17 protein-coding genes are annotated in these 16,767 nt (G+C 62.0%); 11 read left to right on the top strand and 6 right to left on the bottom strand.

Going from position 1 to position 16,767, the window contains the following annotated elements; all coding sequences use genetic code 11:
• The first annotated feature begins 151 nt into the window (after positions 1 to 151).
• Positions 152 to 1,036 carry a dihydropteroate synthase gene (gene folP, locus H145_RS0104280; RefSeq protein WP_019946901.1) on the top strand — a complete coding sequence of 295 codons (885 nt, stop codon included), beginning with the start codon at positions 152 to 154 and terminating at the stop codon, positions 1,034 to 1,036.
• Positions 1,033 to 1,875 carry a diadenylate cyclase CdaA gene (gene cdaA / locus H145_RS0104275; protein ID WP_019946900.1) on the top strand — a complete coding sequence of 281 codons (843 nt, stop codon included), beginning with the start codon at positions 1,033 to 1,035 and terminating at the stop codon, positions 1,873 to 1,875. The genes folP and cdaA overlap by 4 nt, the downstream gene beginning before the upstream one ends.
• 11 nt (positions 1,876 to 1,886) lie before the next feature.
• On the opposite strand, the gene H145_RS0104270 is transcribed toward cdaA, so the two are convergent.
• The 4 genes from H145_RS0104270 to H145_RS19930 all read right to left on the bottom strand — a co-directional run bounded on the left by H145_RS0104270 (position 1,887) and on the right by H145_RS19930 (position 5,419).
• Positions 1,887 to 2,300, bottom strand: coding sequence for a hypothetical protein (locus H145_RS0104270; protein WP_019946899.1), 414 nt, complete (start codon positions 2,298 to 2,300; stop codon positions 1,887 to 1,889).
• A 134-nt stretch (positions 2,301 to 2,434) separates the two neighbouring features.
• Entirely contained in the window at positions 2,435 to 3,631 is a 1,197-nt protein-coding gene (kbl, locus tag H145_RS0104265; RefSeq protein ID WP_019946898.1) for a glycine C-acetyltransferase, read from the bottom strand.
• A gap of 200 nt (positions 3,632 to 3,831) precedes the next feature.
• Positions 3,832 to 4,920 (bottom strand): patatin-like phospholipase family protein, encoded by a 1,089-nt coding sequence (locus H145_RS19935; RefSeq protein ID WP_019946897.1) that lies wholly within the window; start codon positions 4,918 to 4,920, stop codon positions 3,832 to 3,834.
• A 61-nt stretch (positions 4,921 to 4,981) separates the two neighbouring features.
• Positions 4,982 to 5,419, bottom strand: coding sequence for a BLUF domain-containing protein (locus H145_RS19930; protein ID WP_019946896.1), 438 nt, complete (start codon positions 5,417 to 5,419; stop codon positions 4,982 to 4,984).
• Positions 5,420 to 5,562: 143 nt separating this feature from the next.
• Between H145_RS19930 and H145_RS0104250 the strand changes: the two genes are divergently transcribed.
• On the top strand, positions 5,563 to 6,546 hold the full coding sequence (locus tag H145_RS0104250; protein WP_019946895.1) for an NAD-dependent epimerase/dehydratase family protein: 984 nt from the start codon (positions 5,563 to 5,565) through the stop codon (positions 6,544 to 6,546).
• A 142-nt stretch (positions 6,547 to 6,688) separates the two neighbouring features.
• Positions 6,689 to 7,423 (top strand): DUF3891 family protein, encoded by a 735-nt coding sequence (locus tag H145_RS0104245; protein WP_019946894.1) that lies wholly within the window; start codon positions 6,689 to 6,691, stop codon positions 7,421 to 7,423.
• 173 nt (positions 7,424 to 7,596) lie between these two features.
• On the opposite strand, the gene H145_RS19925 is transcribed toward H145_RS0104245, so the two are convergent.
• A complete protein-coding gene (locus H145_RS19925; RefSeq protein ID WP_157541146.1) occupies positions 7,597 to 8,424 on the bottom strand; it encodes a hypothetical protein in 828 nt (275 codons plus the stop codon).
• A gap of 164 nt (positions 8,425 to 8,588) precedes the next feature.
• On the opposite strand from H145_RS19925, the gene H145_RS0104235 reads away from it, so the two are divergent.
• On the top strand, positions 8,589 to 9,560 hold the full coding sequence (locus H145_RS0104235; protein WP_019946892.1) for a YihY/virulence factor BrkB family protein: 972 nt from the start codon (positions 8,589 to 8,591) through the stop codon (positions 9,558 to 9,560).
• Between the two features lie 32 nt (positions 9,561 to 9,592).
• A complete protein-coding gene (locus H145_RS0104230; protein ID WP_019946891.1) occupies positions 9,593 to 10,300 on the top strand; it encodes a hypothetical protein in 708 nt (235 codons plus the stop codon).
• Between the two features lie 86 nt (positions 10,301 to 10,386).
• On the opposite strand, the gene rlmN is transcribed toward H145_RS0104230, so the two are convergent.
• A complete protein-coding gene (rlmN, locus tag H145_RS0104225) occupies positions 10,387 to 11,457 on the bottom strand; it encodes a 23S rRNA (adenine(2503)-C(2))-methyltransferase RlmN (protein WP_019946890.1) in 1,071 nt (356 codons plus the stop codon).
• Between the two features lie 125 nt (positions 11,458 to 11,582).
• Here rlmN and H145_RS0104220 point away from each other — a divergent pair, with 125 nt between their 5' ends.
• From H145_RS0104220 to rimO, 5 genes are all read left to right on the top strand, one after another.
• A complete protein-coding gene (locus H145_RS0104220; RefSeq protein WP_019946889.1) occupies positions 11,583 to 13,337 on the top strand; it encodes an LIC_10190 family membrane protein in 1,755 nt (584 codons plus the stop codon).
• Positions 13,338 to 13,515: 178 nt separating this feature from the next.
• On the top strand, positions 13,516 to 13,698 hold the full coding sequence (gene rpmG, locus H145_RS0104215) for a 50S ribosomal protein L33 (RefSeq protein WP_019946888.1): 183 nt from the start codon (positions 13,516 to 13,518) through the stop codon (positions 13,696 to 13,698).
• An 8-nt stretch (positions 13,699 to 13,706) separates the two neighbouring features.
• A complete protein-coding gene (locus tag H145_RS23175) occupies positions 13,707 to 13,868 on the top strand; it encodes a DUF4295 domain-containing protein (protein WP_019946887.1) in 162 nt (53 codons plus the stop codon).
• A gap of 238 nt (positions 13,869 to 14,106) precedes the next feature.
• Positions 14,107 to 15,084: a signal recognition particle-docking protein FtsY gene (gene ftsY / locus H145_RS0104200; protein WP_019946886.1), complete on the top strand. Its 978-nt coding sequence runs from the start codon at positions 14,107 to 14,109 to the stop codon at positions 15,082 to 15,084.
• Positions 15,085 to 15,378: 294 nt separating this feature from the next.
• The gene (rimO, locus tag H145_RS0104190) at positions 15,379 to 16,692 is read left to right on the top strand and encodes a 30S ribosomal protein S12 methylthiotransferase RimO (RefSeq protein ID WP_019946884.1); all 1,314 of its coding nucleotides are present in this window, start codon (positions 15,379 to 15,381) and stop codon (positions 16,690 to 16,692) included.
• Positions 16,693 to 16,767 lie beyond the last annotated feature (75 nt).

Here is a 16,767-nt window from a genome sequence, read left to right as displayed (position 1 = left end):
TGTGACTTGGTGATTTCTCTGTCATCCTGAGCGCAGCGAAGGACCTATCCAGAATCTATTGTCAGATGTTACCTTCTGTATAGGTCCTTCGCTGCGCTCAGGATGACAGGCGGGTTCGCCAGGTTTCTAAATTCCTAAAAACCCAATACCCATGCAAGATACGTGCTTTTCACCGGCCCAGACCCTGCGCTGCCCCGGTGGGCGGGTGCTCGATTTGCGCCTTCCGCGGGTGATGGGCATCCTCAACCTCACGCCCGACTCGTTCTACGAAGGCAGCCGCGTGGCCTCCGCAACCGACCTGCTGCGCCGGGCCGAAACCATGCTGACGGCCGGCGCCGCCGTGCTCGATCTGGGCGGCTATTCCTCGCGCCCCGGCGCCGAGGATATTTCGGCAGCCGAAGAGAAGCGCCGCCTGCTACCCGCTTTGGAGGCCGTGCGGCGCGAATTTCCCGAGGCTTTTCTGTCGGTCGATACGTTTCGGGCCGACGTGGCCGTGGAGGCCGTGGCGGCCGGCACCGATATCCTCAACGACATCAGCGGCGGCACGCTCGACGCCGGGATGCTGCCCGCCGTGGGCCGGCTGGGCGTGCCCTACATCCTGATGCACCTGCGCGGCACGCCCCAGACCATGACCCGCCACACCGATTACCAACAGGACCTGGTGCTGGAGCTGACCCATTATTTTCGCGATAAACTCAGCGAATTGCGCACCCACGGCGTAACCGATGTAGTGCTCGACCCCGGCTTCGGGTTTGCCAAAACGCCGGCCCAAAGCCACGAGTTGCTGCGGCGCCTGCCCGAGCTAGGCGTGCTGAACCTGCCCGTGCTGGCCGGCCTCTCGCGCAAAAGCATGGTGTACAAGCCGCTGGGGCTGCAGCCCGAGGCGGCGCTGGCCGGCACTATTGCCCTCAACGCGCTGGCGCTGCGTGGCGGCGCGCGGCTGCTGCGCGTTCATGATGTAGCCGAAGCCGTACAAACTATCCAACTCGTGACCAATACCTTTCCGCCCACCTCTTCCCCCCCGCTTTCTCCGTGATTGGCTCCTTCACCATCGGTTTCCTGCGCATTGGCTGGATCGACGTCGTGGACGTGCTGCTGGTCACGACGCTGTTTTACCAGCTATACAAGCTGCTGACGGGCAGCGTCGCGCTCAAGGTTTTTCTGGGCTTTATGTCGCTCTACCTGTTTTATCTGGTGGTGAAAGCGGCCGGCATGGAGCTGCTGACCAGCATTCTGGGGCAGTTTATGAGCGTGGGCGTGCTGGCCGGCATCATCCTGTTTCAGCAGGAAATCCGGCGGTTTCTGCTTAATGTGGGCAAGGCCACCTCTTTCGGCAGCCGGCTGCGGGTGTTTCCGTGGCGGCGCGAGGCCAACGCCGACCGCATGAACCTGACGCCCTTCATCGAGGCCGCTAAAAGCATGGCCGGCAAGGAAACCGGCGCCCTGATTGCCTTCAGCATGGCCTCCGACCTCAAGTTTTTCGCCGACTCGGGCGACTCGCTCGATGCGGCCGTAAGTAAGCGCCTGTTGCTGAGCATCTTCAACAAAACCAGTCCTCTGCACGACGGCGCCGTCATCATCGCCAACGGCCGCATTAAGGCCGCCCGCTGCATTCTGCCCGTCAGCGAAAACCCCGACGTGCCGGCTTCCATGGGCCTGCGCCACCGCGCCGCCATCGGCCTGACCGAAGTAACCGACGCCGTGGTGCTGGTGGTGAGCGAGGAAACCGGCCAGATTTCGGTGGTGCGCGGCGGCGAAGTGTTCCGCAACCTCTCGGGCGCCGACCTGCGCGCCCGCCTCAACGAGTTCCTGTTTGATGCCGAGGCCCGCCCGGCCGCTACCTCCACCGCCCCGGCCGCCGACGTGGCGGCGTAACCGGCCAGGGCCTAGCAGTCGGGGTTGGCTATAACGGCGCCGTTCTGCAGCCAGTTGTAGGCCGCCTCCACATCCACGAACGTATCGACGAGCGGGCATTTCACTTCGGCCAGCACCTTGTGCACATCGGCGCGGGCTTTGAGGTTTTTGGGCAGCACCCAGGCCACGGCGGCTATGCCGGCTTCAGCCTGCAGGCGCATAAAATCGTGAGCAATCCAGCGCGCCAGCTCGCCCCAGCCGTCCTGGTCAAGGGTACCGTCGTTGAGGATGCGGGTGGCTCCCGTCAGGCGCACCTTTTCCAGCACCTTCAGGCAATACTCCATCGATTCGGCTTCGCTATGGTAACCTTGCCACAACAGGTGCAGCCAGCCGTTGTCGGGGTCGTAGCTGATGACAAAGCGAGGCGTTTCAAACAAGGTTTCCATAGAAGAGCACAAGCAGAACAGACAGTTGCCTAAATGTAGCACTTACTCCGGCTCAACAGTGACGGACCCACCTAAATAAAGCGGGCTCACCGGCTGGTTGCCAGTGAGCCCGCTTCACGCAGCTATGATGAGGCTTATTTAATGACTTCCAATTCCTTGCCTACCTCAATGAAGGCGGCAATGGCCTGGTCGAGTTGCGCGCGGGTGTGGGCGGCGCTCAGCTGCACCCGGATGCGGGCCTGGCCCTTGGGCACCACCGGGAAGTAGAAGCCCACTACGTAGATGCCCTTTTCCAGCATTTTGGCCGCGAATTCCTGGCTTAGCTTGGCATCGTAGAGCATCACGGGCACGATGGGGTGCTCGCCGGGCTTGATGTCGAAGCCGGCCTGGGTCATCTGCTCGCGGAAATATTGGGTGTTCTCCTCCAGCTGGTCGCGCAGCTGCGTGCTTTCGGTCAGCAGCTCCAGCACGCGCAGGCTGGCGCCCACAATGGCCGGGGCCAGCGTGTTGCTGAACAGGTAGGGCCGGCTGCGCTGGCGCAGCATCTCGATGATTTCCTTGCGGCCGGTGGTGAAGCCGCCCATAGCCCCGCCCAGCGCCTTGCCCAGCGTGCCGGTGATGATGTCGACGCGGCCCATCACGTTGCGGTACTCGTGGGTGCCGCGGCCGGTTTTGCCCAGAAAGCCGGTGCTGTGGCACTCGTCTACCATCACCAGGGCCTCGTACTTATCAGCCAGGTCGCAGATTTTGTCGAGTTGGGCGATGGTGCCGTCCATCGAGAACGAGCCGTCGGTGACGATGATGCGGTGGCGGCTGCCCTTGGTCACGGCGTCCTGGAGCTGTTTTTCCAGGTCGGCCATGTCGTTGTGCTGGTAGCGGTAGCGCTGGGCCTTGCACAGGCGCACACCATCGATGATGGAAGCGTGGTTGAGGGCGTCGGAAATGATGGCGTCCTGCTCGTTGAACAGGGGCTCGAACACACCACCGTTGGCATCGAAAGCCGCCGCGTACAAAATCGTGTCCTCGGTGCCCAGAAACTCGGCCAGCTTCTGCTCCAACTGCTTATGAATATCCTGGGTGCCGCAAATAAAGCGCACCGACGACATGCCGTAGCCGTGCGAGTCTATGGTTTGCTTGGCGGCCTCAATCACGGCCGGGTGCGACGAGAGGCCCAGGTAGTTGTTGGCGCAGAAGTTGAGCACATCGTCGGCCTGCTGGGTGTCGATTTCGGCGCCCTGGGGCGAGGTAATCACGCGCTCGTTCTTGTAAAGACCGGCGTCTTTGATTTCCTGGAGCTGCTGCTGCAAGTCGGGCTGAAGGGTGGTATACATATCGGTGAGTTGGTGGAATGACTGAGTGGGAACCGTACAAAGGTACGGAAGGTGCGGGGCGCAGCTTTAAGAACGTCATTCTGAGCAGCGCGAAGAATCTCGCGTGCCACGGTAATTCCTGACGATAGGGTTAGCATTGCACGCGAGATTCTTCGACTACGGCTGCGCCTTCGCTCAGAATGACAGTTCATTTAATCCACTCACCTTTCCCGCCCCAAAAACTCTCGCACGCCGGCCGCGCCGCTGTCCATGAGCTGCTGCTTCTGCTGGGCCGAAAGGCGCTTGATTTTCGGGTTGAAGCCCGCCGTGCTGATGCTGACAGTGCGGGGCCAGTCGGAGGCGTGGGTGGGGTTGAGGTTTTCCAGCGCCACCGTGTAAAGCGCCCCAACGTAAGAGCCGATATCGTGGATGGCGTAGGGTGCCAGCCGGGCGCGGCCGCCGGGTTGCGTATCAACGGCCACCTGCTCGGGCCGGTCGAGGCGCAGGCCCAGCGTTTCGGGGTTGTGGAAGGCGGCGGAGTTGCTACCACCTACGGCCACCGACGAATCACTCAGGTAGCGCGGGTGGTCGAACAAATCGAGCGGGTAATTGGCCAGCAGGCCGCCATCCACCAGCACTTCCACGGCCTGGCCTTTGGCGGGCTGGGCTACTACCTGGCCGGTGGCGGCATCGAGCAGCACGGCCCGGAAGTAGAGCGGGATGCTCATGCTGATGCGCACGGCGTCGGCCACGCGCATGTTCGGGTGGGTTTCGTAGCTGAACACCTGGCGGCACTGGCGGGTGAGGTTGGTGCCGGTGGTGTACAGGTCGCGGTAGCGGGCGGGCTCGGCCTGCGCCAGCGCATGCAGCTCGCCCAGCGTGAGGTTGGGGCGCTGGGTCTGGCGGCCCACTAGCTCGGCCAGCAGGTTGGTAAAGGCGTCGCCGCGGTACCAGCCGTACTGCTTCAGTAGTCGCGTGCCACCCCCGAAAAAGATGTACTGCCCGTCGTTGAGCCGCTGAATGGGCAGCTCATTCACGATGCCGATAATGTCGGCCGGCGCGTAGCCCACGGCCAGCAGCGCCGCCTGAATGGCCCCGGCCGAGGTGCCGCCCACCCGGCGCAATTCGCGCAGCTGGCCCCGGCGTTCCAGCTCGGCCAGCGCCCCACCGTAGGCAATGCCCCGGATGCCGCCGCCCTCCATCACCAGGTTGCGGTACACGGGCGACCGGTCCGGCAGCGTCTGGGCCCGGGCAGCCAGGCTGCCGACGCTCAGCAACAGCAGCAGCACCCACAAATTCAGTCGCATCATCCGGCCAAAATAAGGCGGCGGCCGCAATTCAGCGCCGACGGCCCTGCGTGCCCTACCTGTTCTACCCGTCGGCGGCCACGCCCCGGGCGAAGCCGCGCAGTAGCTCCCACAGCTCCGCGGGCGGGTGGGCCGCAAAGCCGGGCGATTGGGCCAGCGGCAGAAACCCGGTGGTTTGCTTCAGTTCGGCCGGGCCCACTACGGCGTAGCCCATGCGCCAGTCGGGGAAGGCGCGCGTGCTGATGGGCAGGTAGCTGAGCGTGCGCACCTGCGTGTGGCGCGGGTCGCGCTGAATGCGGCCGTAGAGCTCTTCCAGGGCGGGGTTGGCGCCTTCGAGCACCTGCAGAAACTGTTCTTCGCCGTAGAGCAGCAGCCCGGTAAGGTGGTGGGCCTGGTTGTGCGTGCGGGCTTTGCGCAGCAGCGTTTCCAGCTCGGCCGCCGGAAAAGGACTGATGGCCTGGCTTTGGTAAACGAGCCGGAACAGGGAGTTGGGGGAAGGCATGGATGGTAAAATTCCTTTTTTCAGTTGATAGTTCCAAGCTCCTCGGGCCAACTGGCCTCCGCCGGAGCCGCAACGGCCGCTAAAGCCCTTATCTTTGCCGCACTTCCCACCCCCGATTTTTCCGCTTTCCCACCCGCTTTTTTATGACCACATCTGCCACCCCCAGCGGCGACACCATTCTCGTTATCGGCGCCGGCGGTCAGCTGGGCCTAGAGCTCACCCACGAGCTGCGCCGCCTCTACGGCGCCTCGAACGTAGTGGCCGCCGACGTGCGCCAGCCCCAGGATGCCGAGCTGACCCAGGCCGGCCCCTTCGAGCTGCTCGACGTGCTCGACCAGCCGCGCCTGACGGAGGTGATGCGCCGCTACAAGCCCGCCCAGGTGTACCATCTGGCGGCGCTGCTGTCGGCCACGGCCGAGCAACAGCCTAAGTTTGGCTGGCGCCTGAACATGGACGGCCTGTTCAACGTGCTCGACGCCTCCGTGGAGCTGGGCGTGCGCCAGGTGTACTGGCCCAGCTCGATTGCCGTGTTCGGGCCCGATACGCCCCGCCACAACACGCCCCAGCTCACCGTCATGAACCCCAACACGGTGTACGGCATCAGCAAAATGGCCGGCGAACAGTGGGGCGAGTGGTACTTCCGCAAGCACGGCCTCGACATTCGGAGCCTGCGCTACCCCGGCCTGATTGGCTACAAAAGCCTGCCCGGCGGCGGCACCACCGATTACGCCGTGGATATTTACCACAAGGCCGTGGCCGGCGAGGCCTTCGAGTGCTTCCTGAAAGAGGACACTTACCTGCCGATGATGTACATGCCCGACGCGCTGAAAGCCACGCTCGACCTCATGCACGCCCCCGCTGACCAGCTGACGGTGCGCAGCTCCTACAACCTGGGGGCCATGAGCTTCAGCCCCGCCGAAATCGTGGCCAGCATCCGCCGCCACTACCCCGATTTCCAGGTAACCTACCGCCCCGACCAGCGCCAGCAAATTGCCGACTCCTGGCCCGCCAGCATCGACGACACCCAGGCCCGCCGCGACTGGAACTGGCAGCCCGATTTCGACCTCGACAAGATGACCGACGACATGCTGCTGCACCTCAAGCAGATGCAGCCGGCGGGCGTGTAGCCCAACGCAGCTCTACTCCTCAATCTGAAAGCGCCCCGCCTATCTGGTGGGGCGCTTTTTTGCTCGGTCCGGCCTAACCTACTGCAACAAGGTGCGTTCTGAAGGCAGACGTAACCGGCCACTCCCCTACCCTGCTGAACCCATGATTGTCAACTACGTGCCCGAGGGCTGGCAGATTATCTACCAGCAGGCCCACGCGCTGCTGGCGGCCCAGCTGCTGCACCAGTGGCCCGCCGATTTGCTGCCTTCCGACCAGTGGGTGGGCCTGCTGGCCGCCGCTGCCCAGCACGACGACGAGCAGCCCGCCTGGACCGGCCACTACGGCCTGACGCCCGCCGGCGCCCCGGCCAACTTCACGATGCAGCCGTTTTCGCTGGAGCAGGCCACCGGCGTGCTGCGGGCCGCCCGCTTCCAGGGCCGCTGGCGCAGCCTGCTCACGAGCATGCACCTGAGCACGTTGTATGAGGAGCTGCGGGGCCAGACCAAAGAAATCGACGCTTTCCTCGACGAGCAGCAAGCCAGCCAGCAGCGCTGGCGCCGCGAGCTGAAGCTGAAAAAGGCCGACGCCAACCACGCCTACGCCCTGCTGCACTGGTGCGACCGGCTCAGCCTGATTCTGTGCCGCCACGAAGTACCGGAAATGGGCCGGGCCCTCGAAATCTACCAGGGCCCCGACGGCCACACCCACACCATCTGCCAACCCGCGCCTGATAGCCCGCTGCACGTCAGCCCCTGGCCCTTCCGCGAGCCGCAGTTCGAGGTGAGTGTGGAAGCCACTTTACTTGAGCAACTCAGCTTCAAAGATGACGCTGAGCTGTCGGCGGCCCTCCACACCGCCCCGATTGCCACATTGCGCTGGGAATTTCGACAAGGCTAGAACGTTGGGAAGTCAAAGAGAACAAGTCCGGAATCGTGTCATCCTGAGCATGTTGCGCTTAGAGCAAGGACGAAGGACCTATATAGAAGCTAACATCAGATAATAGCTTCTGTATAGGTCCTTCGCAAGCTCAGGATGACAGGCGGGTTATGCAAGCCCTGCCTCCCCCTTAATTACAGCTTCTCTACCGGCTGCGGGTTCTGCATGAGGCCGGCGGGCACGGTGGTGGAGGCGGAAATGTGGCCCAGGGCGCGGCCGTCTTTGCCGTCGGAGCGGTCGGTGGCCAGCCGGATGGGGCCGTACTGCTGGTAGCCCGTCCAGTGGCGGCGGAAGGCGGGCTGCGCGTCGGTGGCTTTGGGGAAGTAGGCCCACTCCTCCACCAGTTTGGTTTGGGGGTTGATGAGCACTTCGTACTTGTTGTCGGGCGTGACGCCCACGTTCTTGAAGGTCATGTTGAGCACCTCGGCGGGCTGGCCGCTCATCAGCTGGCCGGGGCCCTTGTAAGTGAGCGTAACGCCCGAATCCTTGAGCTTGAAGGGCATCAGCAGCCACCACGAGTTGTTCACCCAAATCGGGTACATACGGCTGAGCAGCTTCTGCCCGTCGGGCGTGGCCGAAATATCCTGGCCGGCGCGGTACACTTTCCCTTGCCTGGTGCCGAGGTTATAGATGCCCACCAGATCATCTTTCTGCCAGCGGAAGTCGCCCGTTTGCTTGTCCCAGAGCTGGTACGAGCCGTCGAGGAAGTCCCAGCCCAGCAGGCGGGTTTGCTGCCAGGCCGGGTAGCCGCCCATTTTTTCCATTACCTCATCGGCCAAAGCCAAAGCGCGGGCATCCGAGCCGGCAGCATCGAATCCCTCGGCGGCCGGATAGGCGCCGTTGGCGGCCACGGCCGGCAGCGGCGAGCCGGCGTTGGCGGCCGGCGCGCTGGCCGACTGGGGCTGGCAGCCCGCGGCGGCCGCGCCCAGGGCCAGCAGCAAAAGCAAAGCAGAGTTACGCATGGGGTTGAGGGGTTAGCATGGGAGTTCAGGGAACGGGCCGGCCTTAGGCAAACGCCAAAAGCGCGGGCCGGCGGGGCAAAGCAACAACGTTTTGGCCGCTCTGGTTGAACGCCCGGCCAACAGCTACCGTACTAGCAGCACGCCCTTCTCTGTTTTTCGCGCTCATGGCTCATCATTACCGCTTTTCCGACATCGTTAAAATTTTCAAGTCGTCGGCCAACGCGTTCATCGACAACAACTCGTTTCGCCACGCGGCGGCCCTGTCGTATTACACCATTTTCTCGCTGCCGCCGCTGCTGCTCATCGTCATCACGGTGGCCAGCGCCGTGTATGGCAACGACGCCGTAACGGGCCAGATTTACGGGCAGCTGCGCGGGCTGATTGGCCCCGGCTCGGCCGAATTTCTGCAAAACAGCATAGCCGAGTTTACCATCAAGCAGCAGGGCACCGTTTCGACCATCATCGGCCTTGGGACGCTGGTTTTTGCCGCCACCACGTTTTTCGTGACCCTTCAGAACAGCATCAACGACATCTGGAACCTGCGCGTTGAAACCCAGGGCATGGGCATCGGGCAGTTTCTCAAGCAGCGCCTGCTTTCGTTCGGCCTGATTCTGAGCGTGGCCCTTCTGCTGCTCGTGTCGTTCGTTATCAGCGCCGTGCTTAGCGTGTTCACGGCCCAGTTGCAGGAGTGGTTTCCGGCCATCGGTGTGTTTGCCATCAAGATGGTTGATTTGCTGCTGTCCATCGGCGTGACGACGCTGCTGTTCGCCCTCATCTTCCGCTTCCTGCCCGACGCCATCATTCGCTGGCAGGATGTGGGCATCGGTGCCTTTATCACGGCGCTGCTGTTCGTGCTGGGCAAGTTCCTGATTGCCTTCTACATCGCCAAATCCAACCCCGGCTCGGCGTTCGGGGCGGCCGGCTCGGCCATCGTGCTGCTGCTCTGGATCAACTACTCCTCGCTCATCGTATTTTTCGGGGCCGAGTTCACCCAGGAATTTGCCGACGCGTTTGGCCAGAAAGTGCAGCCCAAGGCCCACGCCGTGCGCATCGAAACCCGCGTAATTCCGCCCGGCGAAAGCGACGCCGAAAAAGCCACCGGCCGCCCCCCCGCCGAGGGCAAGTGGCGGGGGTAATGGGCGCGGAATTTTCGCGTACTTTCGGCGCTATGAAAAACACTATCCGCCAGGTTATCCTCCTGTTTATTTTCGTAGCTGCCGCCTTCCAGGGCCGCGCCCAAACTGCCACTACCCCGGCCGCCGACGAGGCCGAGCAGCAACTCGTTCAGCAAATCAGCGCCGATATGTGCCGCCGGCTGGAGGTGGAGAATCAGAAACAGCCGCTTGATAAGCTGTCGAAAACGGAAGCCGAGCAGCTGTTCGCCCGCATTTTCCTGCAATCTGCCAGCAGCAACGACCAACTGGCCGCGCTGCTGGTTAGCATGGGCAACGAGGGCGCCAGGGAGAAAGGCCAGCAACTGGGCCGGCAGGTAGGCGTGGTGCTGATGCGCGAGTGCCAGGTAGGCCAGCGGCTGCTGATGCGCCTGGGCAGTGAACAGCTGAGTCAGCAGCAAGCCCTGCGGCCCGAGGAAACCAAGGTGCTGCGGCCCATTGCGGCGGCCATGTGTCGCGACCTGCAGCCCCGGGTAGCCGAGCTTAACAAGCTGCCACTGGCCCAGCGCATGCCCACGCTCACCCAGACGTTCGAGAAAGTTCTCACGCCTTACGCCAAGCAGCTCAACCAGCTTTACGGTTCCGATATTTTCCTCAACAGTGCCAGCATGGAGCAGTTGGGCATCAAAATCTCCACCCTGATGGCGCCGCAGTGCCCCGAAGTAGTGCTGCTGTTTGCCGACCTCGACAAAGCCGGCAAATAGGCAGGCTGGTTGAATACTCTAAAAAGCCAAGTGGCCGCTGCGCAGGTACGTAGCGGCCACTTGGCTTTTATCTGAACTGGTTGGTTTTAGGCCGCCGATGGCTGCTTCACGGCCAGCTGTCCGCAGGCGGCGTCGATGTCCTTACCACGGCTGCGGCGCAGGTTGGTTTGCACGCCCCGATCGGCTAGGTACTTGTGGAAGGCCAGCAGCTTGGCCTCGCCGGTGTTGCGGTAGTCGGCGTTTTCGATGGGGTTGTACTCGATCAGGTTCACCTTGCAGGGCAGCCACTTGCTGATCTGGAATAGCTCCTCGGCGTCCTGGGGCGTGTCGTTGAAGCTCTCGAACACGATGTACTCGTACGTCACCTTGCGGCCCGTGGCCTGGTGGTAGTACTTGAGGGCCTCTTCCAGCGCCGCCAGCGAGTTGGCCTCGTTGATGGGCATGATTTCGTTGCGCTTCGTGTCGTTGGGCGCGTGCAGGCTCAGGGCCAGATTGGCCTTCACGCCATCATCGGCCAGCTTTTTAATCATTTTGGCAATGCCCGCCGTGCTGATGGTGATGCGGCGCGGGGCCATGTTCAGGCCGTCGGGTGCCGTGATGCGCTCGATGCTTTTGACCACGTTGGCGTAGTTGAGCAGCGGCTCGCCCATGCCCATGTACACGATGTTGGTGAGCGGCGTGCCGTACTGGGCCTCGCTCTGCTCACGGATGCGCACCACCTGGTCGTAAATCTCGGCCGCATCGAGGTTGCGCTTGCGCTCCATGTAGCCGGTGGCGCAGAACTTGCACGTCAGCGAGCAACCCACCTGCGACGAGATGCAGGCCGTCATGCGCGTATCGTGCGGGATGAGCACGCCTTCCACAATGTTGCCGTCGTGCAGCCGGAAGGCCGATTTGATGGTACCGTCGTTGCTGATTTGCTGGTTCTGCACCTGCACGCCGTTGATAACGAAGTGGCGCGCCAGCAGCTCGCGGGTGGCGAGGCTGATGTTGTTCATCTCCTCGAACGAGCCGGCCGTGTTCTTCCACAGCCACTCGCTTACCTGCTTGGCCCGGAATGGCTTCTCGCCGTGCTCCACCATAAAGGCCTTCAGCTCGTCGGGGCTGAGTTTGCGGATATCGCGCTTGGAAAGTACGGGCAGGTCTAGCATCATCATAGCGCAAAGATACAACCCCCGAGGCAGTTGGGTTCCGTGAGCGCCGCAGTTTTACGCCGCTATTGCACTCGAAAAAACGGCCCCACCGGCAAAGCCTTTACTTTGGCGGTTGAAATTCCTCTGTTATGCTGCTTATTCTGGGAAGCTGGCTACTGCTGGCCCTCGTTACCACTACGCTGGGCTGGTCGGCCTGGCGGGCCGTAACAGCCCGTCGGCCCGCACCGCTGCCCGTTGAAGTGCTAAGTCTGGCCGGCGTGGCCCTGCTCACGGCGGGCTTGGCGCCCGTGTCGCTGGTGCTGCCGCTGGGCAGTTGGGTCGTGCGCGGCGGTTTGGCCGTATTGGTGGTGGCCTTGCTGCTGGGCCAGCGCCAGGCCGTGGCAATGGAGTGGCACCGCTGGCGAACTGCCCCGCGCCCGGCCGCGTGGTGGACGGGCGCGGCTCTGCTGGCTTTACTACTACTGGCGTTGTTGCTGTATCAGCAGCTCGGTAGTGGCAACCCCGACGCGCAGCTTTACTACCTGCAGACGCTGCACTGGCTACAGGACTACAGCGTAATCCCGGGCCTGGGTAACCTTCATGGGCGGCTGGCTTTCAATTCGCACCTGTTTCTGGCTACAGCCGTCTTCAGCATCCCAACGCCTACTGGCACCTACTACCCGCTGCCGCCCTACCTGGGCGTGCTGCTGGCCGTAGCGGCGGTCCGTGGCGTGGTGCGCGGAATGCGCGGTTTCGGAGCCGCTTGGGCCTGGGCGGGGTTGCTGCTGTTTTGCGTGCATTTTTACGTATTCCGGGGTTGGCTGGCCAGCCCGGCGCCCGATTGCGCCGTGATTATCTTCCTGAACTTCATCTTTTTGCTGTACAGTGGATTTTTCGGCCCCTATAATGTGCAAGGCAGTGCCGGCCGGCCCCGACTGATATTATTAGCGCTGCTGAGCGGGGTGGCCGTTACTATTAAGCTATCAGCTCTACCAGTATTGCTGCTGCCGTTGCACGCCCTGTGGGTGGCGCAGCGCCCGGCCGCTGCCGGGGGTGCGGCGGCCGGCCTAAATCACAAGATTTGGCCGGCGGCACTGCCTCTGCTGGGGTTAGCCACGGTGGTTTTTCTGCCTTGGCTGATCCGTAATCTGGTGCTGTCGGGCTACCCCATCTACCCGCTACCAGGCTTGCCGGGCTTGCCGGTTGATTGGCGGATGCCGCCTGAGCTAGTGCTGGATGAGCAGAGAATCGTAACCAATGTAGCGCGCAGCCTGCCCCACGCGAATTGGCACGACCCGGTAGAGACGCGCTTCCAGCAGTGGGTTCCGCGCTGGTGGCACTACGAAGCTCCCGGCTCGCCCCTCTTACTGGCGGTAAAACTAATTGCTATAGCCCCGCTGATTGTTTGGTGGCGGGCACGGCGGACGACAGTCCGCCTCGATCAGCTGGGGTGGCTTAGCGCCTGGCTGGTAGCCGCCGTGGGGGGCGTATTCTGGTTCACCCTGGCCCCCGACTACCGGTTTGGCGCCGGCTTTCTGGTGGTGCTGGCTTTTTGGCCCTGGCTGACACTGCCACCACTCCCCCGCTGGCTTGGCGTGCTGTTGCTGGCTGGGGCTGGGGCCGGCCTATTAAACCTGTTGCGCGACCCCATCTATGCCCTGCGCCACCCCCGCCCCGAGGCCGTAGCGGCTCTCTTTTGGCCCAATCTGCCACCGCTGCCGCCCACCCATCCCGTACGCTTACCCAAGGGGCATGTGGTGCACGTTGCCAATGAGAAACTAGGGGCCTGCGGCGAGACTCCGCTGCCCTGCACGCACGCTATCGTGCCGGGGCTGGAGTTGCGCGGCGAGTCGCTGGCAGAGGGGTTCCGGATAGTGCCGCCGACGCCGGTTACGCCGCACTAGAGATGGCGAGGCAGCGCACTCCGGGCAGCTTTTGAAGTTACTGTTCTTCGGCTCCAGACCATAGGCGGGTAGTGGCGCGGGCACAGCGGCTTTCTAATCACCCAATTATCAACAAAGTATTTGTCAATGCCGATTTCCCTTGTACCTTTGCAGTCCTTAATCCAAAAACCCCGTCGAGATGGCTAAGAAAGGCAACCGGGTGCAGGTAATCCTTGAATGCACTGAGCATAAGAACTCGGGGCAGCCGGGCACCTCGCGCTACATCACCACCAAGAACCGCAAGAACACGCCCGAGCGCATCGAGTTGAAGAAATTCAACAATGTGCTGCGCAAAATGACTGTTCACAAGGAAATTAAGTAAGCTGCGTCATGGCAAAGAAAGTAGTAGCAACCCTGAAGACCGCTACCGGCAAAGACTGGGCGAAGGTAATTCGCGCTGTCAAGTCGGAGAAAACCGGTGCCTACACCTTCCGCGAGGAAATGGTGCCCGTTGATAAAGTACAGGATTACATCACGACCGGCGTTAAGTAGCCGGTTGCCCTTTGGGCTACCTGATACGAAGTGAAGAAGTCCCGCCAGCGTGGGACTTTTTTGCATGCAGATTTTTCAAGAATCCAGCACGTCATTCTGAGCAGAGCGCAGAATCTCGCGTACCAACGTGCCCTCTAACGTGGGGGCTGCTTTGGCGCGCAGGATTCCGCGCTCTGCGCAGAATGACGTTCTTTGTTGCCTCAGTTCCCCGACCCCACCAATCCATACCCCGACCCCCATGGGCCTCTTCGACTTTTTCAAGAAGGACAAGGAAAACAAGGAGCAGCAGCAGGCCCTCGATGAGGGGTTGCAGAAAACCAAAACCAGCTTCTTCGACCAGCTCAGCAAGGCTGTGGCCGGCCGCAGCACCGTGGACGAGGTCGTGCTCGACGACCTGGAAACCATGCTGGTGCACGCCGATGTGGGTATCGACACGACCGTAAAGGTGATTGAGCGCATCGAGAAGCGCGTGGCCCGCGACAAGTACGTTAGCACCGGCGACCTGGACCGCATCCTGCGCGAGGAAATCGTGAGTCTGCTCGATGCTAACAGCAGTGCCACCGGCTCGCGCGCTATCCTGGATAGGCCCGACAACACGGGTTCGCCCTTCGTGATTATGGTGGTGGGCGTGAACGGGGTGGGCAAAACCACCACCATCGGCAAGCTGGCCCACCGCTTCCACTCGGCAGGCAAAAAGGTGGTGCTGGGCGCCGCCGACACGTTCCGGGCTGCCGCTGTGGATCAGCTCATCATCTGGGGTGAGCGGGTGGGCGTGCCGGTTATTTCGCACGGCATGAACACCGACCCGGCTGCCGTAGCCTTCGATGCGGTGCAGAAAGGCGTGGAAATGGGCGCCGACGTGGTGATTATCGACACGGCGGGCCGCCTGCATAACAAGGTGAACCTGATGAACGAGCTGAGCAAAATCAAGCGCGTGATGCAGAAGGTGATTCCCGATGCGCCCCACGAGGTGCTGCTGGTGCTCGACGGCAGCACTGGTCAGAATGCCTATTTGCAGGCCCAGGAGTTCACCAAGGCCACCGACGTGTCGGCGCTGGCCATCACCAAGCTCGACGGCACGGCTAAGGGCGGCGTAGTTATCGGCATTTCGGCCCAGCTCCAGGTGCCGGTACGCTACATCGGCGTGGGCGAGAAGATGACCGACTTACAGCTATTTGACCGGACCACGTTCGTCAATTCGCTGTTCAAGAAGTAAGAACTGAACAGCCCGCCTGTCATCCTGAGCATGTTGCGCTTAGAGCAAGGACGAAGGACCTATACAGCAATACTAATCTCAGATGTTAGCTTCTGTATAGGTTCCTTCGCAAGCTCAGGATTACAGGTGGTTTTACGGCTGCCCGTTCAGCAACTCTTCCACAAAGAAACCTTCCGGGTAGGAAAAGGCGTTGCCGGGTGCGTACCTTTGCGGTCCGAAATTTCGCTGCGGGCCGTAGCGGGCAAGTTTCTCATTCAGAAATAATTGCCCGGCCGCCCGCCTACCCATCTCAGCATGAAAGTAAGAAGCCAGCAGGCCAATAAAGTCAACGTCATCACCCTCGGCTGCTCCAAAAACGTGGTCGATTCGGAGGTGCTCATGGGCCAGCTCCGGGCCAACCAGTTCGAGGTAACGCACGAAGCCGAGCAGAGCGATGCCAACATCGTCATCATCAACACCTGCGGCTTTATTGATAACGCCAAGCAGGAAAGCATCGATACGATTCTGCGCTACGCCGACGAGAAGGAGGCTGGCCGGCTGGAAAAGCTCTACGTGACGGGCTGCCTCTCGCAGCGCTACAAGGACGATCTGGAGCGCGAGATTCCGCAGGTAGATGCCTATTTCGGGACCCTGGAGCTGCCCCAGCTGATGAAGAAGCTGGAGGCCAACTACCAGCACGAGCTGGTGGGCGAGCGGCTGCTGACTACGCCCGCCCACTACGCCTACTTCAAGATTGCCGAGGGCTGCAACCGCCCTTGCTCGTTCTGCGCCATCCCGCTCATGCGCGGCAAGCACACCGACCGGCCCATCGAGGACCTGGTACGCGAGGCCAAGCGTCTGGCCTCTATGGGCACCAAGGAGCTGATTCTCATTGCCCAGGACCTGACCTACTACGGCTTGGAGCACTACGGCACCCGCAAGCTGGCCGACCTCGTGCGCCACCTCTCCGACGTGGAGGGCATCGACTGGATTCGGATGCAGTACGCCTACCCCTCGCAGTTCCCGCTCGACGTGCTCGACGTGATGAACGAGCGCGAAAACGTGTGCAAATACCTCGATATGCCGCTGCAGCATATTTCGGATAACATGCTCAAAACCATGCGCCGCGGCATCAGCCAGCGCCGCACCCGCGAGCTGGTCGACACCATCCGCCAGCGCGTGCCCGACATTGCCCTGCGCACGACCCTCATTGCCGGCCACCCCGGCGAAACCCAGCAGGATTTCGAGGACCTCTACCGTTTCGTGGAAGACACGCGCTTCGACCGGCTGGGCATCTTCACCTACTCGCACGAGGACAACACGCACTCCTACACGCTCGAAGACGACGTACCGGCCGAAGTAAAGCAGGACCGCGCCGACCAGATTATGGAGCTGCAGCAGGGCATTTCGATGGAGCTCAACGAGCAGAAAATCGGCCAGACCTACAAGGTGCTCTTCGACCGCAAGGAAAGCGGCTACTTCGTGGGCCGCACCCAGTACGACTCGCCCGAAGTGGACAACGAAGTGCTGGTGCCCGCCACCAACGACACGTTCGTGCGCCTCGGCGACTTCGCCCAGGTGGAAATCACGGAAGCTTCCGACTTCGATTTGTACGGCCGGCTGGTATAGCATTGAGCCATTTTCATAAAAAGAACGTCATGCTGAGCTTGCCGAAGCATCTCTACCGCAGCGCTAATCAAAAGA

This window comes from Hymenobacter aerophilus DSM 13606 (assembly GCF_000382225.1).
GTDB lineage: Bacteria > Bacteroidota > Bacteroidia > Cytophagales > Hymenobacteraceae > Hymenobacter > Hymenobacter aerophilus.
The sequence above is the reverse complement of the archived record's forward strand: the minus strand, read 5'-3'. Positions and strand labels throughout refer to the sequence as shown.